This is a genomic window from Aquamicrobium lusatiense, from assembly GCF_014201615.1.
Classification (GTDB): domain Bacteria; phylum Pseudomonadota; class Alphaproteobacteria; order Rhizobiales; family Rhizobiaceae; genus Mesorhizobium; species Mesorhizobium lusatiense.
The window spans coordinates 26,044-46,421 of the sequence record NZ_JACHEU010000005.1; the positions used below are offsets into that span (position 1 = coordinate 26,044).

The 20,378-nt window shown below is 64.4% G+C and carries 20 protein-coding genes; 8 read left to right on the plus strand and 12 right to left on the minus strand.

The window, feature by feature from the left end:
* Positions 1 to 12 precede the first annotated feature (12 nt).
* The 3 genes from HNR59_RS18275 to HNR59_RS18285 all read left to right on the plus strand — a co-directional run bounded on the left by HNR59_RS18275 (position 13) and on the right by HNR59_RS18285 (position 2,825).
* Positions 13 to 1,068 carry a sulfate/molybdate ABC transporter ATP-binding protein gene (locus tag HNR59_RS18275; protein ID WP_183832489.1) on the plus strand — a complete coding sequence of 352 codons (1,056 nt, stop codon included), beginning with the start codon at positions 13 to 15 and terminating at the stop codon, positions 1,066 to 1,068.
* A gap of 135 nt (positions 1,069 to 1,203) precedes the next feature.
* On the plus strand, positions 1,204 to 2,190 hold the full coding sequence (locus HNR59_RS18280; protein ID WP_183832490.1) for a sulfate ABC transporter substrate-binding protein: 987 nt from the start codon (positions 1,204 to 1,206) through the stop codon (positions 2,188 to 2,190).
* Between the two features lie 182 nt (positions 2,191 to 2,372).
* Positions 2,373 to 2,825 (plus strand): RrF2 family transcriptional regulator, encoded by a 453-nt coding sequence (locus HNR59_RS18285; protein ID WP_183832491.1) that lies wholly within the window; start codon positions 2,373 to 2,375, stop codon positions 2,823 to 2,825.
* 15 nt (positions 2,826 to 2,840) lie between these two features.
* Here HNR59_RS18285 and HNR59_RS18290 read toward each other — a convergent pair whose 3' ends face one another.
* Entirely contained in the window at positions 2,841 to 3,809 is a 969-nt protein-coding gene (locus HNR59_RS18290; RefSeq protein WP_343060868.1) for a sugar-binding transcriptional regulator, read from the minus strand.
* Positions 3,810 to 4,077: 268 nt separating this feature from the next.
* On the opposite strand from HNR59_RS18290, the gene HNR59_RS18295 reads away from it, so the two are divergent.
* From HNR59_RS18295 to HNR59_RS18305, 3 genes are all read left to right on the plus strand, one after another.
* Positions 4,078 to 4,911, plus strand: coding sequence for a hypothetical protein (locus HNR59_RS18295; RefSeq protein ID WP_343060864.1), 834 nt, complete (start codon positions 4,078 to 4,080; stop codon positions 4,909 to 4,911).
* 156 nt (positions 4,912 to 5,067) lie between these two features.
* A complete protein-coding gene (locus tag HNR59_RS18300; protein ID WP_183832634.1) occupies positions 5,068 to 5,718 on the plus strand; it encodes a hypothetical protein in 651 nt (216 codons plus the stop codon).
* Positions 5,719 to 5,863: 145 nt separating this feature from the next.
* Complete coding sequence (locus tag HNR59_RS18305) at positions 5,864 to 6,541, plus strand: HAD-IA family hydrolase (RefSeq protein WP_183832492.1); 678 nt, start codon at positions 5,864 to 5,866, stop codon at positions 6,539 to 6,541.
* A gap of 76 nt (positions 6,542 to 6,617) precedes the next feature.
* Here the strand turns inward: HNR59_RS18305 and HNR59_RS18310 are convergent, their stop codons facing one another.
* Positions 6,618 to 7,346, minus strand: a complete 729-nt coding sequence (locus HNR59_RS18310; protein ID WP_183832493.1) for an ArsR/SmtB family transcription factor — start codon at positions 7,344 to 7,346, stop codon at positions 6,618 to 6,620.
* 247 nt (positions 7,347 to 7,593) lie between these two features.
* On the opposite strand from HNR59_RS18310, the gene HNR59_RS21050 reads away from it, so the two are divergent.
* Positions 7,594 to 7,728, plus strand: coding sequence for a DUF1127 domain-containing protein (locus tag HNR59_RS21050; protein ID WP_425488681.1), 135 nt, complete (start codon positions 7,594 to 7,596; stop codon positions 7,726 to 7,728).
* A 97-nt stretch (positions 7,729 to 7,825) separates the two neighbouring features.
* On the opposite strand, the gene HNR59_RS18320 is transcribed toward HNR59_RS21050, so the two are convergent.
* The 5 genes from HNR59_RS18320 to HNR59_RS18340 all read right to left on the minus strand — a co-directional run bounded on the left by HNR59_RS18320 (position 7,826) and on the right by HNR59_RS18340 (position 13,718).
* Positions 7,826 to 8,563: a 5'/3'-nucleotidase SurE gene (locus tag HNR59_RS18320; RefSeq protein WP_183832495.1), complete on the minus strand. Its 738-nt coding sequence runs from the start codon at positions 8,561 to 8,563 to the stop codon at positions 7,826 to 7,828.
* Positions 8,563 to 9,732, minus strand: coding sequence for an MBL fold metallo-hydrolase (locus HNR59_RS18325; RefSeq protein ID WP_343060865.1), 1,170 nt, complete (start codon positions 9,730 to 9,732; stop codon positions 8,563 to 8,565). Before HNR59_RS18325 ends, HNR59_RS18320 begins: the two co-directional genes overlap by 1 nt.
* A complete protein-coding gene (locus HNR59_RS18330) occupies positions 9,729 to 10,823 on the minus strand; it encodes an ABC transporter ATP-binding protein (RefSeq protein WP_183832496.1) in 1,095 nt (364 codons plus the stop codon). The genes HNR59_RS18325 and HNR59_RS18330 overlap by 4 nt, the downstream gene beginning before the upstream one ends.
* Positions 10,811 to 12,514 (minus strand): ABC transporter permease, encoded by a 1,704-nt coding sequence (locus HNR59_RS18335; protein ID WP_183832497.1) that lies wholly within the window; start codon positions 12,512 to 12,514, stop codon positions 10,811 to 10,813. Before HNR59_RS18335 ends, HNR59_RS18330 begins: the two co-directional genes overlap by 13 nt.
* A gap of 217 nt (positions 12,515 to 12,731) precedes the next feature.
* The gene (locus HNR59_RS18340; RefSeq protein WP_183832498.1) at positions 12,732 to 13,718 is read right to left on the minus strand and encodes an ABC transporter substrate-binding protein; all 987 of its coding nucleotides are present in this window, start codon (positions 13,716 to 13,718) and stop codon (positions 12,732 to 12,734) included.
* A 320-nt stretch (positions 13,719 to 14,038) separates the two neighbouring features.
* Here HNR59_RS18340 and HNR59_RS18345 point away from each other — a divergent pair, with 320 nt between their 5' ends.
* Positions 14,039 to 15,022: a sugar-binding transcriptional regulator gene (locus HNR59_RS18345; protein ID WP_183832499.1), complete on the plus strand. Its 984-nt coding sequence runs from the start codon at positions 14,039 to 14,041 to the stop codon at positions 15,020 to 15,022.
* 9 nt (positions 15,023 to 15,031) lie between these two features.
* On the opposite strand, the gene HNR59_RS18350 is transcribed toward HNR59_RS18345, so the two are convergent.
* From HNR59_RS18350 to HNR59_RS18370, 5 genes are all read right to left on the minus strand, one after another.
* Complete coding sequence (locus tag HNR59_RS18350; protein ID WP_183832500.1) at positions 15,032 to 15,400, minus strand: hypothetical protein; 369 nt, start codon at positions 15,398 to 15,400, stop codon at positions 15,032 to 15,034.
* Positions 15,401 to 15,565: 165 nt separating this feature from the next.
* Entirely contained in the window at positions 15,566 to 16,888 is a 1,323-nt protein-coding gene (locus tag HNR59_RS18355) for a pyruvate dehydrogenase complex dihydrolipoamide acetyltransferase (RefSeq protein ID WP_183832501.1), read from the minus strand.
* A gap of 3 nt (positions 16,889 to 16,891) precedes the next feature.
* Positions 16,892 to 17,890: an alpha-ketoacid dehydrogenase subunit beta gene (locus HNR59_RS18360; RefSeq protein ID WP_183832636.1), complete on the minus strand. Its 999-nt coding sequence runs from the start codon at positions 17,888 to 17,890 to the stop codon at positions 16,892 to 16,894.
* Entirely contained in the window at positions 17,890 to 18,915 is a 1,026-nt protein-coding gene (locus tag HNR59_RS18365; RefSeq protein WP_183832502.1) for a thiamine pyrophosphate-dependent dehydrogenase E1 component subunit alpha, read from the minus strand. Before HNR59_RS18365 ends, HNR59_RS18360 begins: the two co-directional genes overlap by 1 nt.
* An 11-nt stretch (positions 18,916 to 18,926) precedes the next feature.
* The gene (locus HNR59_RS18370; RefSeq protein WP_183832503.1) at positions 18,927 to 20,243 is read right to left on the minus strand and encodes an NAD(P)H-dependent oxidoreductase; all 1,317 of its coding nucleotides are present in this window, start codon (positions 20,241 to 20,243) and stop codon (positions 18,927 to 18,929) included.
* Between the last annotated feature and the right edge of the window lie 135 nt (positions 20,244 to 20,378).

Here is a 20,378-nt window from a genome sequence, read left to right on the forward strand (position 1 = left end):
AGGATTGAGCCCATGCAAGTTCGCGTCACCAACGTCCGCAAGGAATTCGACACCTTCCCGGCGCTCCATGACGTCTCTCTGGAAATCCGCTCCGGCGAGCTGATCGCCCTGCTCGGGCCTTCCGGGTCCGGCAAGACGACGCTGCTGCGTCTCATCGCCGGACTGGAGCAGCCCACCACCGGCCGCATCTTCTTCGGCGAGGAAGACGCCTCGGAAAAAAGCATCCGCGAGCGCAATGTCGGCTTCGTGTTCCAGCATTACGCCCTGTTCCGTCACATGACGGTGGCCGACAATATCGGCTTCGGGCTCAAGGTGCGCCCGTCCGGAACAAGGCCGCCGGCCACGCAGATCCGCCAGCGCGCCTCCGAGCTGCTCGATCTGGTGCAGCTGTCGGGCCTCGAAAAGCGCTACCCCGCGCAATTGTCGGGCGGTCAGCGCCAGCGCGTTGCACTGGCCCGCGCGCTTGCCATCGAACCGAAGGTACTGCTGCTCGACGAACCGTTCGGCGCACTCGATGCGCAGGTGCGCCGCGACCTGCGCCGCTGGCTGCGCGAAATCCACGAGGCGACCGGCCACACCACCGTCTTCGTCACCCATGATCAGGAGGAAGCGCTTGAGCTGGCCGACCGCGTCGTGGTGATGAGCCAGGGCCGCATCGAACAGGTCGGTACCGCCGATGAAGTCTATGACGACCCCAATTCGCCCTTCGTCTACGGCTTCATCGGCGATTCCAGCTCGCTGCCGGTAAAGGTCGAGGACGATCAGGTCTGGCTGGCGGAGCGTCCGGTCGGCCTTTCCGCCCCCGGCCTGCCGGCCGGTCCCGGCACCCTGTTCTTCCGCCCGCACGACATCGAGCTTCTCAACGGCTGCTCCGGTTGCATCGCCGGCACGGTCGTCGCCAGCCGGCGCGTGGCGGGCACACGCCGCGTCGAGCTTGAAATCGGCGGACACCGCGAGCGGGTGGAGATCGAACTCCCCGTCGATCACCCGGCCGCGCAGAAGAGCCGGGTGGCCTTCCGTCCACGCAAGTGGAAGGTTTTTCCGCAAAGCGCCACTCAGGAAAAATGACGAGGACGACAATTCCACCAAATCGGCAAAATGGTGGAATTTTTTTCCAACACGGAGCTTTCAATAGAAGAGCCATGCCTCGCGGCGACACGATAGCGGCGGCTATATGATGGACATTCTCATCTGGAGCCCGTCATGAAACGCCTTCTCCTTGCCGCGACCACCGCCATCGGTCTGCTCTTCTCCTCCGCCTCGGCCTTCGCGGCCGACAAGCTGCTCAACGCCTCCTACGACGTGGCCCGCGAGCTTTTCGTCCAGATCAACAAGGCTTTCGTGGCCGAACATCCGGGCGTGACCGTCGACCAGTCGCACGCCGGCACCTCCAAGCAGGCGCGCGCCATCGCAGATGGCCTCGCCGCCGATGTCGTCACCTTCAACCAGGTCACCGACATCGACTTCCTCGTCAAGCAGGGTCTGGTCTCCGACGACTGGCAGAAGGAATTCCCGGACAACGCCTCGCCCTTCTACTCCCTGCCCTCTTTCCTGGTGCGCGCCGGTAACCCCAAGAACGTCAAGGACTGGGACGATCTGGTGCGCGACGATGTGCAGATCATCTTCCCGAACCCCAAGACTTCCGGAAATGCGCGCTACACCTATCTGGCCGCCACCGCCTATGCGCGTGAAAAGTTCAATGGCGACGAGGCCAAGGTGAAGGAATTCGTCACCAAAATCTTCAACAACGTGCCGGTGTTCGACACCGGGGGACGCGCCGCCACCACCACCTTCGCCGAGCGCGGTATCGGCGACGTGCTGATTACCTTCGAGTCCGAAACGCAAGGCATCGCCAACGAATACGGCACCGACAAATACGAGCAGGTCGTGCCTTCCGTCAGCCTGCTGGCTGAGTTCCCGGTCGCCATCGTCGACAAGGTCGTGGACCAGAACGGCAGCCGTGATCTCGCCAAGTCCTATCTCGACTTCCTCTATTCGCCGGAAGGCCAGAAGATCGAGGCCGAGAACGGCCTGCGCGTGCGCGACGAGGCCGTCGCCGCCGAGTTCAGGGACAAGTTCCCGGATGTGCGCCTCGTGAAGGTCGAAGACGTGTTCGGCGGCTGGGACAAGGTTCAGGCCGAGCACTTCGCCGAAGGCGCGCTGCTCGATCAGGCCTATGGCAACCGCTGACCCATTCTGCCTCTGAAACGGAAAAGCCGGCCCCGCGCCGGCTTTTCCTATATTCGGCGCCGCTCTTGTCGAATTCAACACATGGCCTTATCCTCGGAATTCAGGTCGTTCCGGCCTGAATTTCCCGTTCGCCCAATTCCGGCTCAGCACCCGATCCGGCATTCAGCAAGACATCGGCACGCATGCTCACCAAAAAAGGCAAGTACGGTCTGAAAGCCCTCGTTCACCTGTCGAGGCTGCCATCAGGGAAGCTTGCCTTCGTCAACGACATCGCGGTGACCAACAACATCCCGAAGAAATTCCTCGATGCGATACTGGTCGAGTTGCGCAATGCAGGCTTCGTCGTCAGCCGCAAGGGCAAGGATGGCGGCTATCGCCTTGCCCGTCCGGCGGCGGAAATCCGCATCGGCCATGTCATCCGCGTTCTCGACGGGCCTCTGGCGCCGCTGGCTTGCGCCAGCCGCACCCAGTACCAGCGCTGCGACGATTGCGATGACGAGGCGACCTGCGAGGTCCGTCACATGATGCTTGAGGTGCGTCAGGCCATTGCCAATGTGCTGGACAGCCGCAGCCTCGCCGCCATGCGTGATGCTGCAAACGACGATTTTCCGGGCGACATCGCCCTCAACATCTGAGCCTCTGAAGCCGCCTTATGACGCGGCGCCCGCGCGTTCGGCCAGCACCCGGCGCGCGCTTTCCTCATCGGTGATCAGCACGGTCGGCCTGATCAGGTTCATCGCGCCGAGCAGCGCATCGGTCTTTTCCGCACCGCCAGACGTGAGCACACGCACCGGCGCCCGCCGCAGCCGGTCGACCTCGACCGACATCACCAGCTTGTTGACCGGATGATCGACCAGATCGCCATTGCGATCGAAGAAGTGGAACAGAAGATCGCCCACCGCGCCCTTCTCCACCAGTTGCTCCCGGTCCGCCTCTTTCAGGAAGCCGCCGCGATAGAAGGTGGTCGCCGATGCGATGCCGCCGACGCTGACCAGCACGGCATCGAGCGTATCGGCAAGCTGGAAGATTTCCTGCAGCCCGCACCGTTCCACCAGCGCCGTCTTGGTTTCGATGCTGTCCACAACCGCCGGCGTCGGGATCAGATAGCCGTCGCCCTGAAAGGTCTGCGCGAAGCGCCAGGCGAATTCGGCCGGATTGTAGCGGCGGGCCACGCCGACGCCGCCCAGCAGGGAAATCACCTTGAAATCGGCCAGCGCCCGCGCGCTCAGGAACTGTAGGCTGGAAAACAGCGTCTGGCCCCAGCCGACGCCGACCCGCATGCCCGCCTTCATGATGTCCGAGACATAGCTGCCGGTTCTGGCCGCTATCGCCGGTATCGGATCGGAACCGGGGGCGGAAAGCGGTGCAACGATCGCCTGCTCCAGCCCGAAGGCGCGCTCCAGTTCGCGCTCAAGAGCGGCGATCTCGACCAGTTCGCTTTCAATGGTGATCTTGACCTCGCCGCGCGCCCGCGCCTCGGCCAGCATGCGCACCACCGTGACCCGCCCGATGCCCAGCACGTCGGCGATCTCGTTCTGGGTCATCTGCTCGACGAAATACATCCATGCCGCGCGAATGCGCAGCCGGTCGCTGCGGCTTTCCGTGCCGCCATTTCCCACGGCGAAATCGCCGCCCGCCTTCGCAGCGCTGTCTCCTTTGGGCTTCTTTGCCAATTCCCTCTCCCCGGTCGACGCCGCCGCTGCCGTAACGATTCAGCGACCGCACAATATGGTCTATTGACCGCCAAGGCACGATAGGAGCAATCCTGTTTTCGGCATATCATGCTAAAATATACGAGACTGCCCGAAGCACTCTGATGTCCATGCCGACATGGAAATGACGCTTTGGTAGTCAGTCTGAAAATCGAAATGGTCCGGGAAACACCTGGTGTCCGGATTCCGTGTCGAAGTGCAGGTTACAGGAATGCTGCGTGAAATTTCCGAGGAAGTGCGCATAAACCTCAAGGACCGCTTGCGGGAAATGCGCCATGCCATCCGCCGCCACCGGCACGATACCGGCGATGCCAGCGTTCTGCCGCCGCCGCCCGGCGGGCGCACGCCCTTCCCCCTGCCCGAGATCGACGGACTGGTCAGCCGCGCCGTCAGCGTGTTCGACGACGCCATGACCATGGCCGAAACACTGGTGCCCCATGACGGGCGCGGCCATTCCAAGCCGATGCCGTTCGACACCTATTTCCGTCCCGCAGGCAGCCTGCTCGACGGCGAGCGGGCTTTCCGCCGCGATATGTATTATCTGGCAAAGTCCATGCTGGCCCGCAGGAATGCGGTTGCCGAACCGGTGCAGGAAGCCGGCTTCGCCGCCGTTCATGCCGCCATGCTGCGCCAGCACGGCAACCTTTTCCAGCCCCTGAAACCGGATGCCGGCGAAACCGAACGCACAGCCCGCGCGGCCGCGCTGTGCGCCGCACTTCTGGTCGAGCTTCTGCGGGCAAGGCCGGTGCGGCCCCGCCTGCCCGAAGGCAGGATCGCCAATGTGCTGGAAGCAGAAACCGTTCTGGCCGTTTCAGTGCTGGCGCCGATGGCGCTGGCCGTAGCTCTTGCCAGTTCAGACGCCGATGCCGAAAGCGGTTCCGACCTGCTCGACATTTCCGCGCTGGCGGTGGAGGCCCGTCTCGACCGCATCATGCCAGCCTGCCGTGCCGCAGACCCGGCAGCCGATCTGACGCCAATCTTTGCGATGCTCATCTTCCACCTGCGCTAAGGCCGGCCCCCGCTTTGTGCCGGTAGCGAAGCCCTGATGGCGAGAGACGCCCCATCGAGAACATTTGTTTTCGCTATCAGGAATATGTATGTCTTTCCTTATCGACTGCGGGCGGTGGTGCGACTGTGCTAAAATAGCCTGCAAAGAGGACGGATGATGGACCTTCGGTTCAAGGACGAACTGGCCGCGATGCCGGATCTGCACCACAGGCTGCGCCGCCTGCGCTGGTTCCGTGCCACCTTCCGCGCCAGCGCGAAGGCCGTGACCCGCGCCTGCGGCGTGCAGTTCCAAATCGACGACGCCCGCCTCACCCGCGCCTTCCTCGACTGGATCGAGATCGCGGAAGGGCAGAAGGTCTATGCCGGCGTGAACCGCGCCGATTTCATCGTCTTTGCAGCCGGTGTGGCCCTGCGCGAGCTGATCCGCCATGATCCGGCGCGCGCCGTCACCGGGCTCGATGCGCCGGCAACCGGCGCCGGCGTTTCCACGTCCACGCAGGAGATCGTGCGTTTCTGGCCGGAAGGCTTTCTCTACACCAACTATTGCGTCTCGGCCGTGGCCGCGATCCACGAGCAGGAATTCGGCACGGTTCCGGCCATCGACAGTTGCGCCGACGATTTGCGCACATGGTGGTCCTATCGCGAGAATGTCGCCGAGGTGCCGGCCTGTGCCGTCGCCTTCCTCGACCGCTTTCTCGGCGGCGAGCCCAACTGGATCGCGCCGGGCCACCCGGCCGCGCGCCATGCCATGCAGGCCGTGAACCCTGCCCTTCAGGGCGCGGCCCAGCCTGCCATACAAGGCCACTAAAGCGTATCGCGATCTTTCAGATTGGCTCCCGGCGCTTTAAGTTTCTGTTTTTACGCATGTCGTTATCCCGAAACCGGTTCCCACTTTCGGGCGACATGCTTTAACCCCTCACATAATCGCAAAAATCCCCCATCAGGAGAAAACAGTGGCCGGATCACAGCTCATCATCTTCGATTGCGACGGCGTACTGGTCGACAGCGAACCGCTCGCCGTGCTTGCCTATGAACGGGTCTACGAACGCCACGGCATGCCCGGCGTCGGCGTCGACATCATCAGCCAGTGTTTTGGCATGAAACAGGCCGACATCATCGCCCGCATCCGGGAACTGACCGGCCACCAGTATCCCGACCACGCACGCGACGACCTCTGGCTCGAAACGAAGGCGCTGTTCACCGAGCGGCTTCAGCCGACCAGCGGCCTGCCCGAATTCCTGTCGGAATTGAAGATCGACCGCTGTGTCGCCTCATCCTCATCGCTGGAGCGCATCCATCACAGCCTCGACGTTACCCGCATCGCTCCCCACTTCGGCGATGCGATCTTCTCCTCGTCAATGGTGAAGAACGGCAAGCCTGCGCCCGACATCTTCCTGTTTGCGGCTGAAAAGATGGGGGCCGATCCGGCCGACTGCGTGGTGATCGAGGATTCGCATTTCGGCGTTCAGGGTGCAGTCGCCGCAGGCATGAAAGCCATCGGCTACATCGGCGGCGGCCACAGCGACGCTGGCCATGGCGAGCGCCTCACATCCAGCGGTGCCACCCGCGCCTGCGCGGACTGGGCGGGCATCACGGCCGAACTGGACCGGCTGGGCTTTCAGCTGAACTGAGCCATCCCCGAGCCAACTCCTGCCGTGACCGACACCTGAACGCGGCTGGCGCCCACGGATAGCTTTGTCGCAAGTTTCAGGAGGACGGCGTTGACGGTGACCTGCGCCAGTCTGCCGGAAGATCGAACGTACCGCTGAACCCGGCTTCTCCGGCGCGGCTGATGCGCAAAGCGCGACTTTCTGCTGTGCGGGCGATCCAGCCAAGCGCGAGTGTCCGGTCGAGAAGCGCAGCTCCAAGACGACCTGCGAGATGTGGCCGCCGCTCACTCCAGTCGAGGCAGGTTCGGCAAAGCGGGCGTCTGGAGCGCGTCGCGTCGCCCGGATCGATGCCGAACTCGCACAGGAAACGCCAGCCCTCCTCGGTCACAAGGCCGGCTCCATCCGCCAATATAACATAGCCCTTGCCGGTGAGAGCATCCGCAAGGGCAGTAGCAAGCCGGCCGGCCATATGATCGTAGCAGGTGCGGGCCAACCGCAACGCCTCGTCCTTCGGGCCGATCGGATGGTGACGCTTCGGCCCGCTCGCCGCAACCGACATCAGGGCATGAATGGCATGCGCCACGTCGGGCGAGGCAAGCCGATAATAGCGATGCCGTCCCTGCTTCTCGACGGCAATCAACCGGGCTTCCGTCAGCTTGCCGAGATGGCCGCTTGTGGTCTGTGCGGTGACGCCGGCATGTCGCGAGAGCTCGCCCGCCGTCAATGCCTGTCCGCCCATAAGGGCAGAGAGCATGTTGGCGCGCGCTGCATCCCCGATCAGGCTTGCAACCTCCGCTATCGTATTTCCCGAGGCGACATTCGACATGGCCGAATCTTAGCAGCCAAACGCTACGCCGTCAGCGTCCCACAGTTCGGCCACGGCCGAAACATCCCACTCCCGTTTCCCGCTAGTCAGGAGAGCAAGACCACGTCAATCGAAACGGGAATACGATGGATGCCAAGACGATATTTACACCGGGGCGCGCTTGCGTGGTGGCCGGAAGCATCATCACGACACTCCCTGCCGGAAAGCAGGGGATAACGGGATGTCATGGCTGGCTCATATGGTGGGAATGATCTTCCGCATCTGGCCGGATCGCTGGAAGCAGCGCCGTGACCTTCGCGAAATGGACGAGGACCGGCTGCATGATCTCGGCATCAGCAGGAGCGAGGCGAAGCGAGAGGGTGAAAAGCCTTTTTGGCAATAAATGCCGCGGATCTCCCAAAACCTGCGACACAATAGTGGTCCATCGCCGCAAGGATTTCGGTCCGCTCCGGGTTTGACGTCGATTTCGCTGGCGGGGCTCAGAGCCCCGCCACAAGCTCGTCTTCCAGCCGCGTGCCGCCGAACCAGTTGAGCCGGTTGACGGTGACGAAGCCAGCATCGATCATGCTGTTCTCGTCGCCCTCGATCGAGGTATGCGGGCGTCCGCGCGGCACGATGATCACGGTGCGGTCGCCGTCTTCTTCCACGACGTCCGCCTTCGAGGCGATCTTGTCGCGGCCGATCACCGGCTGGCGTACCTCGGCCGGCAGACGCGTCGGAAGGTTGACGCTCAGCCAATGGCCCTGCGCCGCCCATTGCGCGCGCTTGTCCCACAGCTTGCCGATGAAGGCGGAGAGCCACAATTCGCCCTCGTCCGTGATTTCGGGGTTCTTGACCTGCGAGAAGCCGATGGCCGGAACGCCCCAGAATGTCGCCTCGCGCGCGATGCCGAGCGTGCCCGAATAGGCGAGGTCTTCCGCCACGTTGCGCCCGTCATTGATGCCGGACAGGACGAGATCCGGCTTGCGGTCGTTCTCGAACAGCCAGGCAAAAGCAGACACCACGCAATCGGCCGGGCGGCCGGAGCAGGCAAAGCGCCTGTCGCCGCGCTTTTCCATGGTCATCGGCTGGGCGATGGTCAGCGAAGGCCCCGCCGCCGTGTGCTTGCGGTCCGGCGCCACCACCCACACGTCCTCGCTCACGCGGCGCGCGGCTTCTGTCAGGCGGGCGATGCCGGGTGCATCGATGCCGTCGTCGTTGGAAACCAGAATTCTCATCAAAGTACCTCTTGTCCCACCACCAGCCTGTCGCCGGTGCGCCGGCCGCTTTGCAGCGCCGGAATATGTTCGCCCAGCCGGGCGATCTCGTCGGGCCCGCAGGAATGGCCGAGCACCGCCGGGCGGCCTGCGTGTTCCCAGATCTCGACATTGCCGGCGAGCGTCGGATGCGTCGGCATCCTGATCCAGTCGGCGCGCCCCTTCGCGTGCAGCTCAAAGCCCGGCGTGCCGGCCGGCAGATGGCCGGAGAGCAGGATCGGAAACCCCTGCGCATCAGCCAGCGGAATGAGGCGCGAAGATGGCCCTGCCCTGCCCATGCCGTCATCGGCCAGCAGCGGGCAGTCCGGCAGCGCCTCGCCATCTTTCCAGTCGAGCGCGGCATTGATGCGGGCGCGCAGCAGCTCGGGCATGCCGGGCTTCAGCGCTTGGACCGCCTCGATCTGCGCCAGCAGATGCTCGCGCATCGAGGCATGGATGGCGAAGCGGCCGGGCATCGCCGCCACCAGTTCCAGCGAGCGCCCCGAAAGCGGCGTCGGCAGAAGGCAGCCGCCGGCGCGTTCGGCGATCCATGCGGCGATGCGCTGCGCCCGCTCGTGACCCGAAACCGGGTCCGCGCCATAGGAAGCGTCGAGCAGCAAGAGGTCGCATTCGGGCATCCGGTCCATGACGAAGACGGCGCTGTCCGGCACCACGTCGGCGCAGTAGACGACACGGGTGCCGTCATCCTCCAGCGCAAACCACACGCCGCCCACCACATGGCCGGAGCGGCCTGTGGCGATGCGGAATCCGGCGACGTCCAGCACGTCGCCCGGCCTGAACAGCTCGATCCTGTCGGCGGGAAACGGATAGGCCTCGACAAGCGCCTGCTCGCCATAGGCGGCCAGCGTCGCCGGCGCCTCGTCGCGCGTTTCGGCGGTCATCAGGATGCGCCCGCGAAAGCCTTCCGACAAAAGCCAGTTCAGCGCGCCGACATGATCCTCATGCGCATGCGAGATCAGCACGGCGTCGAGCCGGTCCACCGGCGTCAGCGGGCGCGGATAGTAGTCGCGGCCGGTCGCACCCACCTTGATGCCGGCATCCAGCATCACGCGCTGGCCCTCGCGTCCCACCACGACGCTGGTGCGGCCCTTCTCGCCGAAGCCGCCTGCGAGTTCTACGTCCAGTGTCATGCGTATTGCCTATTCTCCGTCCCGTTCCGCGGAATCAGCCAGCCCGAAACGATGCGCAGCCGCAGCCGCGCGCCTTCCTCGAACCCTTCATGGCCGGGATATTCAAAGCTGATCAGCCGCTCCGGATCGGCGGCGGGCGCGAAGTCGATGCGCAGCGCGCCACCCTTGTAGACCGCACGGACGACCGTGCCGTCGATGCCGGGCTCGCCTTCGCCTGCGATTTCGAGATCGGGCGTGCGCACGCAGATGCTGGCGGCCGCGCGCGGTCCGTCGCCGGCGCGGCAGCGCACCGTCGCCTCCTGCCCCAGCACCTCCACGCGCGCCTTTCCGCCCTCTTCGGCCGAAAGCACTTTTGCGGGAAGCACGATGCCCTGCGCGATGAACGAGGCGACCATTTCGCTCGCCGGCTCCGTGTAGAGTTCGCGCGGTGTGGCGAGCTGCGCCAGCCGGCCATGGTCCATCACCGCGATACGGTCGGCGAGCGCCATGGCCTCCGACTGGTCATGGGTGATGTAGACGATGGTGGTGCCGGTGCGCTTGTGGAAGGCGGCGAACTCGTCCTCCATCGAGGCGCGCAGATGCACGTCCAGATTGGCCAGCGGCTCATCGAACAGCACCAGCGAGGGAGCGGCCACGAGGCAGCGCGCCAGCGCCACGCGCTGCCGCTGCCCGCCCGAGAGATTGGCCGGGCGGCGGTCGGCAAGGCCGGTCAGGTCGACCAGCGCCAGCGCCTCGTCCACCTTGCGCTTCGCCTCGGCCTTGTCCACGCTGGCCACCTTCAGCGAATAGCCGACATTTTCGGCCACCGTCATGTGCGGCCACAGCGCATAGTTCTGGAACACGATGCCGACGCGCCGCTTCTCCGGTGGAACGCTGCCGCCGGCATCGGAGACCGTCTTGCCGCCGATGCGGATGTCGCCGCCGCTCACCTGCTCGAAGCCGGCCACCAGCCTGAGCAGCGTGGTCTTGCCGCAGCCCGAGGGGCCGAGCACGGCGAGGAACTCACCGTCGCGCACGTCGATGGAAACGTCCTTGACGGCGTCGAAATCGCCGAAGGTCTTGGTTACGTTGGAGAGCGTCAATCCCGCCATGGCAGAACTCCGTTGGGAAGGTAGGGGGCGAGCAGGTTGGTGGCGAGCATCAGCACGAAGGTGACGGCGACCGTGATGGCCGACATCGCCGCCGCATAGCTGGAATCGCCGCCCTGCTCGAACGAGAACATCACCACGCCGATTGTCTCCGAGCCGGAGGACCACAACAGCGCCGAGACGGTCAGTTCGCTGAGCGCGGTCATGAAGATGAGCAGTCCGCCGGCAAGGGCCGCCGGCGCAACCAGCGGGAAGACGATGGTGCGTAGCCGCGTGAACAGCCCCGCCCCCGCCACCTGCGCGGCCTCTTCCAGCGCCCTGTCGATCTGGTGATAGCCGCTCACCGTCGGCCTCAGCGCCAGCACGAGGAAGCGCGCGAGATAGGCGTAGAGGATGATCCAGACCGTGTTGTAGAGCTGGATGCCGGTGAAGGGGATCGGCCGCAGGAACATCAGAAGTGCGGCGATCGCCAGCACCACGCCGGGCAGCGCATAGGGCAGCTCGATGGCGAGGTTCACGTAGCGGATCCACTTCTGCCTGCCCCAGGCGACCATGTAGCCCACCGGCACCGCGACCAGAACGGCGAACGCCGCCGCCGCGATGGACAGGGCGAAGGAGTTGAAGAAGGAGCGGTTCGCCGCCGCATGCTCGAACAGCACGAAACGGTAATTGTCGAGCGTGGCCGTCGCCCAGCTGAGCGGAATGCCGTAACCCGGAACCAGCGAGGTGAGCAGCAGGCCGAACATCGGCATCACGAGAATGAGCAGGATCAGGAGCCACATGCAGATCTCCACCGGCAGCCTCCAGCGGCCGAGCGGATAGGGATCGGCCGGCAGCGAGGTGGACGAGATGCGGTAGTCGCGGCGCCGGCTCATCAGCTCCTGCCCGACGATGCCGGCCATGGCGATGACGCCGATCAGCACCGAAAGGAAGGCGGCCTCGCCCAGCACCGAGGGACCGCCGCCGGCCAGCTTCTGGTAGATCAGCGTCGGCAGCACGAGATAGTTCGCCGGAATGCCGAGGAAGGCGGGGATGCCGAAATTGCCGACGCAGGACACGAAGGCGAGTGCCGCGGCCGCCACGATGGAGGGCGTCATCAAAGGCAGCACGATGGTGCACAGCACCGTGAACCAGCCCGCCCCGCCCGAGCGCGCCGCCTCGATCAGCTCGCGCGGCAGCTTGCGCAGGCCGGCGCGCACCAGCAGGAACACCAGCGGCCCGTATTGCACGCCGAGAAGCAGGATGATGCCTTCCGTCGAATAGAGCGGATTGCGGGTGCCGATGGGCGGCGCCATGCCGATCATCTTGAGGAACGGGCTTGCTGGCCCGAACAGTTGCAGCCAGGCCAGCGCGGTCACCTGCGGCGCGATCATCAGCGGCATCACGTAGCACAGCACCAGCATGGAGCGGCCGCGTATGTCGGTCAGCGTCACCAGAAGCGCCATGAAGGTGCCGAGCACCACGGCAAGCGCGGTGCCGCCGAAGCCGACCACCAGCGTGTTGACCGTGGCGGTCCATGTGGCGGGATTGGCAAGCCCCATGCGGATCGCCGTGTCGGAAAGCGCGCCGCCCGGCGCCACGATCTCTTTGACGAGGCGCAGCATCGGCAGCAGCGAAAGCAGCACGATGACGATGGCAACCACCACCGTCAGGGCCATCTCCTGGCCCCGGCTTTCTTTTACAGGTGCGGACATTGTTGATTTCCCGGTAAGCCCTGAAGCATGTCACCCCAAACAGGAACCGATTTCAGGGGAACGACATGCGTAAGGATAAGGACTTAAAACACGTTGCCTGATTTCATTTGAACGCGACGCGCTCTAAGCGCCCGATAGATGGCGAATGGCGGATGGCCACCGCGATCGGACGGGGACCGGCAGGAATTTCCTCGCCGCCGGCCCCATCGCCCTGATGTCAGCCCCCGAACAGTTCGGAGAACTTCGCCTTGTCGGCTTCGGTGTTCTTGAGGATGGTGGGCAGGTCGAACGACATCACCTTGAACTCGACGCCCTCCGGCAGCCACTCGGGCCGGCCGACGGATGCCTTGGCAGGCAGGTAGCCCATGTCGAGCGCCAGCTTCTGGCCTTCATCGGACAGGATGAAGTCGACAAACGCCCTGGCGCCCTCGACATTCTTCGCCGTCTTCATGATGGCGACCGGTTCGGTCACCGCCGGCACGCCCTCGGACGGGAACACGAACTCGATCGGCGAGCCCTTGGCCTTGGCGTTCATGGCCATGAAGTCGACGAGGATGCCGTAGGGCTTCTCGCCGCTGGCCACCGACTTCAGCACCGCGCCGTTGCCGCGCACGGAAATGGTGTTGTTGTCCTTCAGCTTCTGGAAGAAGTCCCAGCCATAGTTGCTGTCGGCCACGAAGCCCGAGAGCAGATAGGCTGCAGCGCCCGAATAGAGCGGGCTCGGCATCACCAGACCGTCCTTGTATTCCGGCTTGGCGAGATCGGCCCAGTGCTCGGGTTTCTGGGCGGCAGCGGTGTTGTAGGCGATGCCGGTGGTGATCAGCTTGGAGCCGAAATAGGTCTTGTCGGCGTCCACGGCATCCGGCTCGATGCCGTCAATCTTGGCTTCCGGGTAGGCCAGCAGGCGGTCTTCGCCCTTGAGCAGTTCCATGCTCACCGCATCGGCGATGAGCAGCACGTCGGGCTGCGGGCTGCCGGCGGCGAACTCGGCCGCGAGCTTGGCCAGAATGTCGCTGGTGCCGGAGCGGTAGATGCTGACCTCGGTGCCCGGATTGGCCTTCTTGAAGGCCTCGACGGTCTTTGTCGCGTCAGCCTCCGGCTGCGACGTGTAAAGCGTCAGCGTATCGGCGCTGGCGGCGCCCGAAAAGAGCATTGCGGCAATCGCCACCTTGCTCGCGAGTAGTGAGACGAAACGCGTGTTCATGAGACCTCCTGATCGTCTTCTGTGCATGGCTTGCGGCTTCTTTGCCGACCAAGCCTGCTCCTCCCTGCACGGCGTATATGACCCATAGATGACAGCACGCCCGTTGTTCATATGCAATGTTCATTTGTTCCTTGTCAAACACAAATGAACACATGAACTGTGTCCTTGCCGACACAGTGCTTATCCACGATGTTAAAGCATGTCTCCCGAAAGTGGGAACCGGTTTCGGGGCAACGACAGGCGTGAAAGCAGGAGCTTGAAGTGCGGGGAGCGAATCTGAAGGATTGCGCAGCACTTCAGGTGCGAATCGGGAAAAGCAGATGCAGCGATCAACAAACAGGAAGCAGGCCGCGCCAGTGCGCGAAGCGCCGCTCGTCTCCTCCGACATCAACGTCAAGACCGCATGGCTCTACTATGTCGAGGGTCTGACGCAGGAGCAGATCGCGGAAAAGCTGAATGTCAGCCGCGTCAAGGTCATGCGCACGCTGGCCGCCTGCACTGCCGAGGGCGTCGTCGTCACCACCATCAATGCCGAAACCGCCGGACAGGTGGCGCTGGAGCGCGCGCTGGAAAAGCGCTTCGGCCTCGATGCGGCCGTCGTGGTGCCGACACCGGAAGATGCCGCCCATCTGGAGAAGGCCATCGGCCATGCGGTCGCGCTCTATCTCGGCGAGCAGATGCAGGACGGCATGACGCTTGCCATCGGCGGGGGCGCGACGCTGCACGCCAGCCTCGCCTATCTCGGCCGCCGGCAATTGCAGAATGCGTCCGTCATCGGCCTAGTCGGGGCCCTGCCCCATTCGCAATGGATCAACCCGTCCATCGTGGCGGCCAAGGTCGCCGATATTTTCGGCGTCGACAGCTACCAGATCACCGCGCCCGTCATGCTGCACGATCCGGCGCTGCGCGATCTTCTGTGGGCGCAGCCCGAACTGCTGGACGTCCGCACCCGCGCCGCCAATGCCGACATCGCCCTGTTGACGGTGGGTGAGATTTCTCGTGACGCCACCATCTTCCGGCACGGTCTGGTGCCGTCTGCGCTCATCCCCTCGCTGCGGGCAAAGGGGGCGACGGCCAATGTGCTTTCCTATTTCATCGATACGCAGGGAAAACTTGTCGATCACGAGGTCAACGACCGGGTGATGGCGATCGGCCTCGATGTGGTCGGCGCCATTCCCAACGTGGTTCTGGCCGCCGGCGGCCGCCACAAGATCGCCGCCATCCGCGCCGCGCTCAACGCCTTCGAGACGAACGTGCTGATCACCGACAGCGACACCGCGCAGGCGCTGACCGTGGCCGGCTAAGCGTCCGGTTCAGATCAGCCCGCGCTCGCGCAGAAAATCGTCGAGGCCTGCATTGGTCACGTCCTCGAATTCGCGCACCGCGTCGTTCATGCGGCGGCGGTGGGTGACGAGCAGGGTCAGCACCTGCCGCATTTCCACGGAAATGCCGAAGCGCGCCCAGCGCTCGGCAATATGGGCGGGAAGTTGCAGATCGGTGCAGAAGGCATCGAGGCTTTCATAGCCCAGCTCCTGCACCAGCAGTGCCGTATCCTCGCCTGAAAGCCGTTCCTCGAAGGCATGGTCGTGCAGACGCTGCGCCACCAGCTTGATATCGGCCGGCGAGGCGCTCATCACCTTGGAGACGATGTTGCGGACGTCGGAGGGACCGAACGGAGGCATGTTGAGTTTCCCTGCTGCCGGGGCGCCGAAACGGAAGCCAAACAGCTTTCCGTTCCCCTGCCCGATCAATCTTCTGGAACAGCATTCCCCGCCCCCGGCGTTGACCGGGAGCAGAAAATTATCAGGCCGAATATAGGTCCTTTGCCGGGAAACACCAATGCCGGCTCAGATCACCAGACCCATCGGGTTTTCGACAAGGCGTTTGAAGGCGCCGATCAGTTCGGCACCCAGCGCGCCGTCCACCGCCCGGTGGTCGGTCGACAGCGTCACCGACATCACCGTCGCGACCTTCACCTCGCCATCCTTCACCACCGCCCGCTGCTCGCCCGCGCCAATGGCAAGGATCGTCGCATGCGGCGGGTTGATGACGGCGGCGAAGTCCCTGATCCCGAACATGCCGAGGTTCGACACCGCCGTGGTGCCGCCCTGATACTCTTCCGGCTTCAGCTTGCGGGTCCGGGCGCGTGCCGCCAGATCCTTCATCTCGTTGGAGATCGAAGACAGGCTCTTTTCCTCCGCACGGCGCACGATCGGCGTGATCAGCCCGCCGGGGATGGAGACGGCGACGCCGACATCGGCATGCGCGTGCTTCACCATCGCACCCTCGGTCCACGACACGTTGGCGTCGGGAACCTCCTTCAGGGCCAGCGCCAGCGCCTTGATGATCAGGTCGTTGACGGAGAGCTTGTAGGCCGGCTCCTCGCCCTTTTCGGTCTTTCTGACCGGAGCGGCGTCGTTGAGCTGCTTGCGCAGGCCAAGCAAAGCATCCAGCTCGCAATCCACCGTCAGGTAGAAGTGCGGCACCGTCGACTTCGCCTCGACCAGACGCCGTGCGATGGTCTTGCGCATATTGTCGTGCGGGATCAGCTCGTAGGAGCCTTCCTCGAACAGCTTCAGCACGGCGTCGTCCGACATCGGCTTGGCGGCGGGAGCAGCGGCAGGTGCTGCGGTTGCGGTTGTGGGTGCCGCAGCCTTCGCCCCGCCCCCGGCAATCGTGGCTTCCACGTCGGCCTTCACCACCCGCCCCTGCGGACCCGAACCGAACACGCCTGACAGGTCGAGACCGGCCTCGCGGGCCAGACGCCGCGCCAGCGGCGTGGCGCGGACCGCACCCGCCTGCACGGGCATATCCCGTACGGCGGGCGCAGCCTGCGCGGACCTGTCCTGGGAGGACGATTCAGCAGATGAAGATTCAGGCTTGTCAGCTTTGGCTTCGGCAGCCGGACGAGCGGCAACACCCGTATCCTCGCCCTCGGCATAGATCCAAGCCACCGCATGGCCGACCGGAATGTCAACGCCTTCCTTGCTGGTGATGTTGCGCAGGATGCCGCTGGCCGGCGCATCGATCTCCATCGAGGCCTTGTCTGTCTCGATCTCGAACAGCACGTCGCCCTGCCTGACGGCGTCGCCTTCCTTGAAGAACCAGCGCGAGATCTGGCCGGTCGCCATGTCCATGTCGACCTTTGGGAGGATGACTTCGACGGCCATGTCTCAGCGCACTCCCTTCGCCAGATCGCGGGCAGCGGCGATGATGCCGGGCACCTGCGGCACGGCGGCCTTTTCCAGCTCCGGATTGTAGGGGATCGGCGTCTCGGCCCCGCCAAGCCGCACGATGGGCGCGTCGAGATAGTCGAACGCCTCGCTCTCGGCGATCATCGCGCTGATCTCGGCGCCGATGCCCAGCGTCTTGACCGCCTCGTAGACGCACAGCAGGCGCGAGGTCTTCTTCACGCTCGCAATCACCGTCTCGCGGTCGATAGGGCGGATGGTCCTGAGATCGATGACCTCGATGTCGATGCCCTCGCCGGCCAGCACTTCCGCCGCTTCCAGCGCCTTGTGCACCATGATGGAGGTCGCGACGATGGTGAGGTCCCTGCCCTCGCGGCGCACTTCGGCCTTGCCGATCGGCACCGTGTAATGGCCTTCCGGCACCGGGCCCTTCATCTTGTAGAGCAGCTTGTGCTCGAAGATCATCACCGGGTCGGGATCGGCGACGGCCGCCAGCAGCATGCCCTTCACGTCATGCGGGGTTGCCGGCTGGATCACCTTCAGGCCCGGCACATGCGCCAGCCACGCCTCGAGGCTCTGGCTGTGCTGGGCCGCAGCCCCCGTGCCGGAACCGGCCGGAAAGCGCATGACGACCGGAACCGAAACCTCGCCGCCCAGCATGAAGCGCATCTTGGCAGCCTGATTGACGATCTGCTCCATGCCGAGCGTGGCGAAATCGGAGAACTGGAACTCGAAGATCGGGCGCAGGCCGGTCACGGCAGCACCCACGGCGACGCCCGCGCCACCAAGCTCGGAGATCGGCGTGTCCATCACCCGGTCGGGACCGAAGCGCTCGACCAGATCGCCGGTCACCTGAAACGCGCCGCCATAGACGCCGATGTCCTCGCCCATGAGAATGACGCGCTCGTCGGCCTCCATGGCAATCGCCATGGCTTCCTGAATGGCCTGCGAGTAGCTCAGTTCGCGCACAGCCGCATCCATCATGCCACCTCTTCCGTATAGACAAACCGGGCAAGGTCGGAGATTTCGGGCATGGGGCCTTCCTTGGCGTATTCGATGCCTTCCGCGATCTCGCGCGCCACGTCCTCGCGGATCGCCTCGATGCCCTTATCGTCGATCACGCCGAATTCCTTCAGCTCGGTCTCGAACAGCGTGATCGGATCGCGGTTGGTCATCCAGTCCTCGATCTCTTCCTTGGTGCGATAGCGGTTGCGGTCGCTCTTGGAATGGCCGCGATAGCGGTAGGTCTTGGATTCGATCAGCGTCGGCCCCTCGCCGGCCCGCGCCCGCTCGATTGCCGCATGCGAGGCTTCCGCCACTTCCGAGAAATTGTTGCCGTCGACGATCACGCCCGGCATCGAATAAGCGGCGGCGCGGTCGGCGATGTTGGCCACGGCCGTCGAGCGCGCCGTGGAGGTGGACATGCCGTAGCCGTTGTTCTCGCACACGAAGATCACCGGCAGCTTCCAGATCGAGGCCATGTTGAGCGATTCGTGGAACGCGCCCTCATTGTTGGCTCCGTCACCGAAGAAGGAGACCACGACCTTGCCGTTGCCGAGGCGCTTGGCCGACAGCGCCGCACCCACGGCGATCGGGATGCCACCCGCGACGATGCCGTTGGCGCCCAGATTGCCCTTGCTGACATCGGCGATGTGCATGGAGCCGCCCCGGCCCTTGCAGTAGCCGGTCGTCTTGCCGAAGAACTCCGCGAACATCTTCTTCACGTCCGCGCCCTTGGCGATGGAGTGCCCATGGCCGCGGTGCGTGGAGGTGATCTGGTCCTCGTCGGTCAGCGGCATGCAGATGCCCATGGCGCTCGCCTCCTGCCCGATCGACAGGTGCATGGTGCCGTGGATCAGGCCGCGCATGTAGCTGTCTTCCGCGCCCTCTTCGAAGCGGCGGATCAGATACATCTTGCGCAGCACGTCCCTGAGCTGCTCGTGGCTGTACCGGGTGTAGGCGAAGGGCAGGTTCGTCTGCCCCGCCGCCTTGTTCGCTGTGGCCATATTCAGGCTCCTTAACCGTAAACGAGCTTGTCCTGCCGGGCGCGCAGTTCGGCGATCTTCGATCCCGGCGCCGGCGCGGCGTTGGCATAGGTGATCAGTTCACCCTTCTTGATCGGCGCGGTCACCGCGCCGCCCTGCAGGAGGCCGCAGGGAATGGCCTTGGCGGCGCGTGCTTCCGGCGCCGTCATGATCCAGGCGCGGTAGCAATATTCGCCGATGGCATCGAGCTTCTCGCCCGGCTGCATGTCCTTCTTGGCGACGGCGCAGACCTCGGCGACGGGCTTGGCCAGCGGCACCATGTCGGCCTTGCCGTAGAGCACGACGCGGGCGCAGGTCAGCGGCACTTCCAGCGACGTCAGGTGATAGGGGCGGTGGAAGGTGAAATACGGGCCCTTGCCCATCTTCAGGTCTTCCATGCGCTCCGAAATGCGCGGATGCGACATGTCGGCGACGACGAACACGCCCGGCGCCACGCCCTTGCCGATGGAGTAGTCGACAACGCCGATCTTGGAGAGCACGCCGCCATCCTTTTCCGGAACCAGCACGCTGGAAAGCTGGTCCAGCGTGGCGGCGGGGCCGTGCATGCCGGGCTTGTCGGGCACCAGACCGGTGGCGTTGGCGATCGCCGCCATCTCGACCATGGTCTTGGAGCCGTCAACGAACTCGACCAGCATGCGCACATTCATGTTGCGGCGGTGCGCTTCCTCCTCATAGGCGGGCGGCGTCGCATCGATGTTGAGCGGGTTGTTCTTGCCCTTGCCGGCGGCGACGATCGGATGGCCCATGGCCGAGACGAATTCGATCAGCTCCATGCAGGAAGACGGCTCGTCGCCCGCGCCCAGCGAATAGGTGACGCCGAGGCGATCGGCTTCGCTTTTCAGGTAAGCGCCGATGGTGACGTCGGCCTCGACGTTCATCATCACCAGATGCTTGCCGTGCTCCATGGCGCGCAGGCCGATCTCGGCCCCCACGGCCGGAACGCCGGTGGCATCGATGACCACGTCGATCAGATCGTTGCCAAGCACCAGATCGGCATCATCCGTCACCGCGATCTTGCCGGCTTCCATGGCTGCCGTCATGTCGGAAGCGGTGCCGACCTCGCGGGAGTGCCCCTTTTTCCGATAGGCGATGTCGACCGCCTTGTGAGCGTTGGGCATGTTGAGCTCGGAGATCGCACCGATCTCCACGCCGGCCATATGCGCCACGCGGGTGACGATATCGGTGCCCATCTCGCCGGAGCCGATGAGGCCGATGCGTATAGGCTTGCCCGAAGCTGCGCGCTCCTGAAGATCCCGCGCCAGACCGGTCGGGGAGATGTTGATGCCCATTTCGTGAATCCTCCGTAGTTGAACCATCAATAATGAACATGTGTTTTTCAATCAAGTCGAATGTTCATTGCTTGCATAATAGCACCCATTCGCCGCGGCTTCGCGGCGACAGAATGTGGATGGCAGCAGAGAATG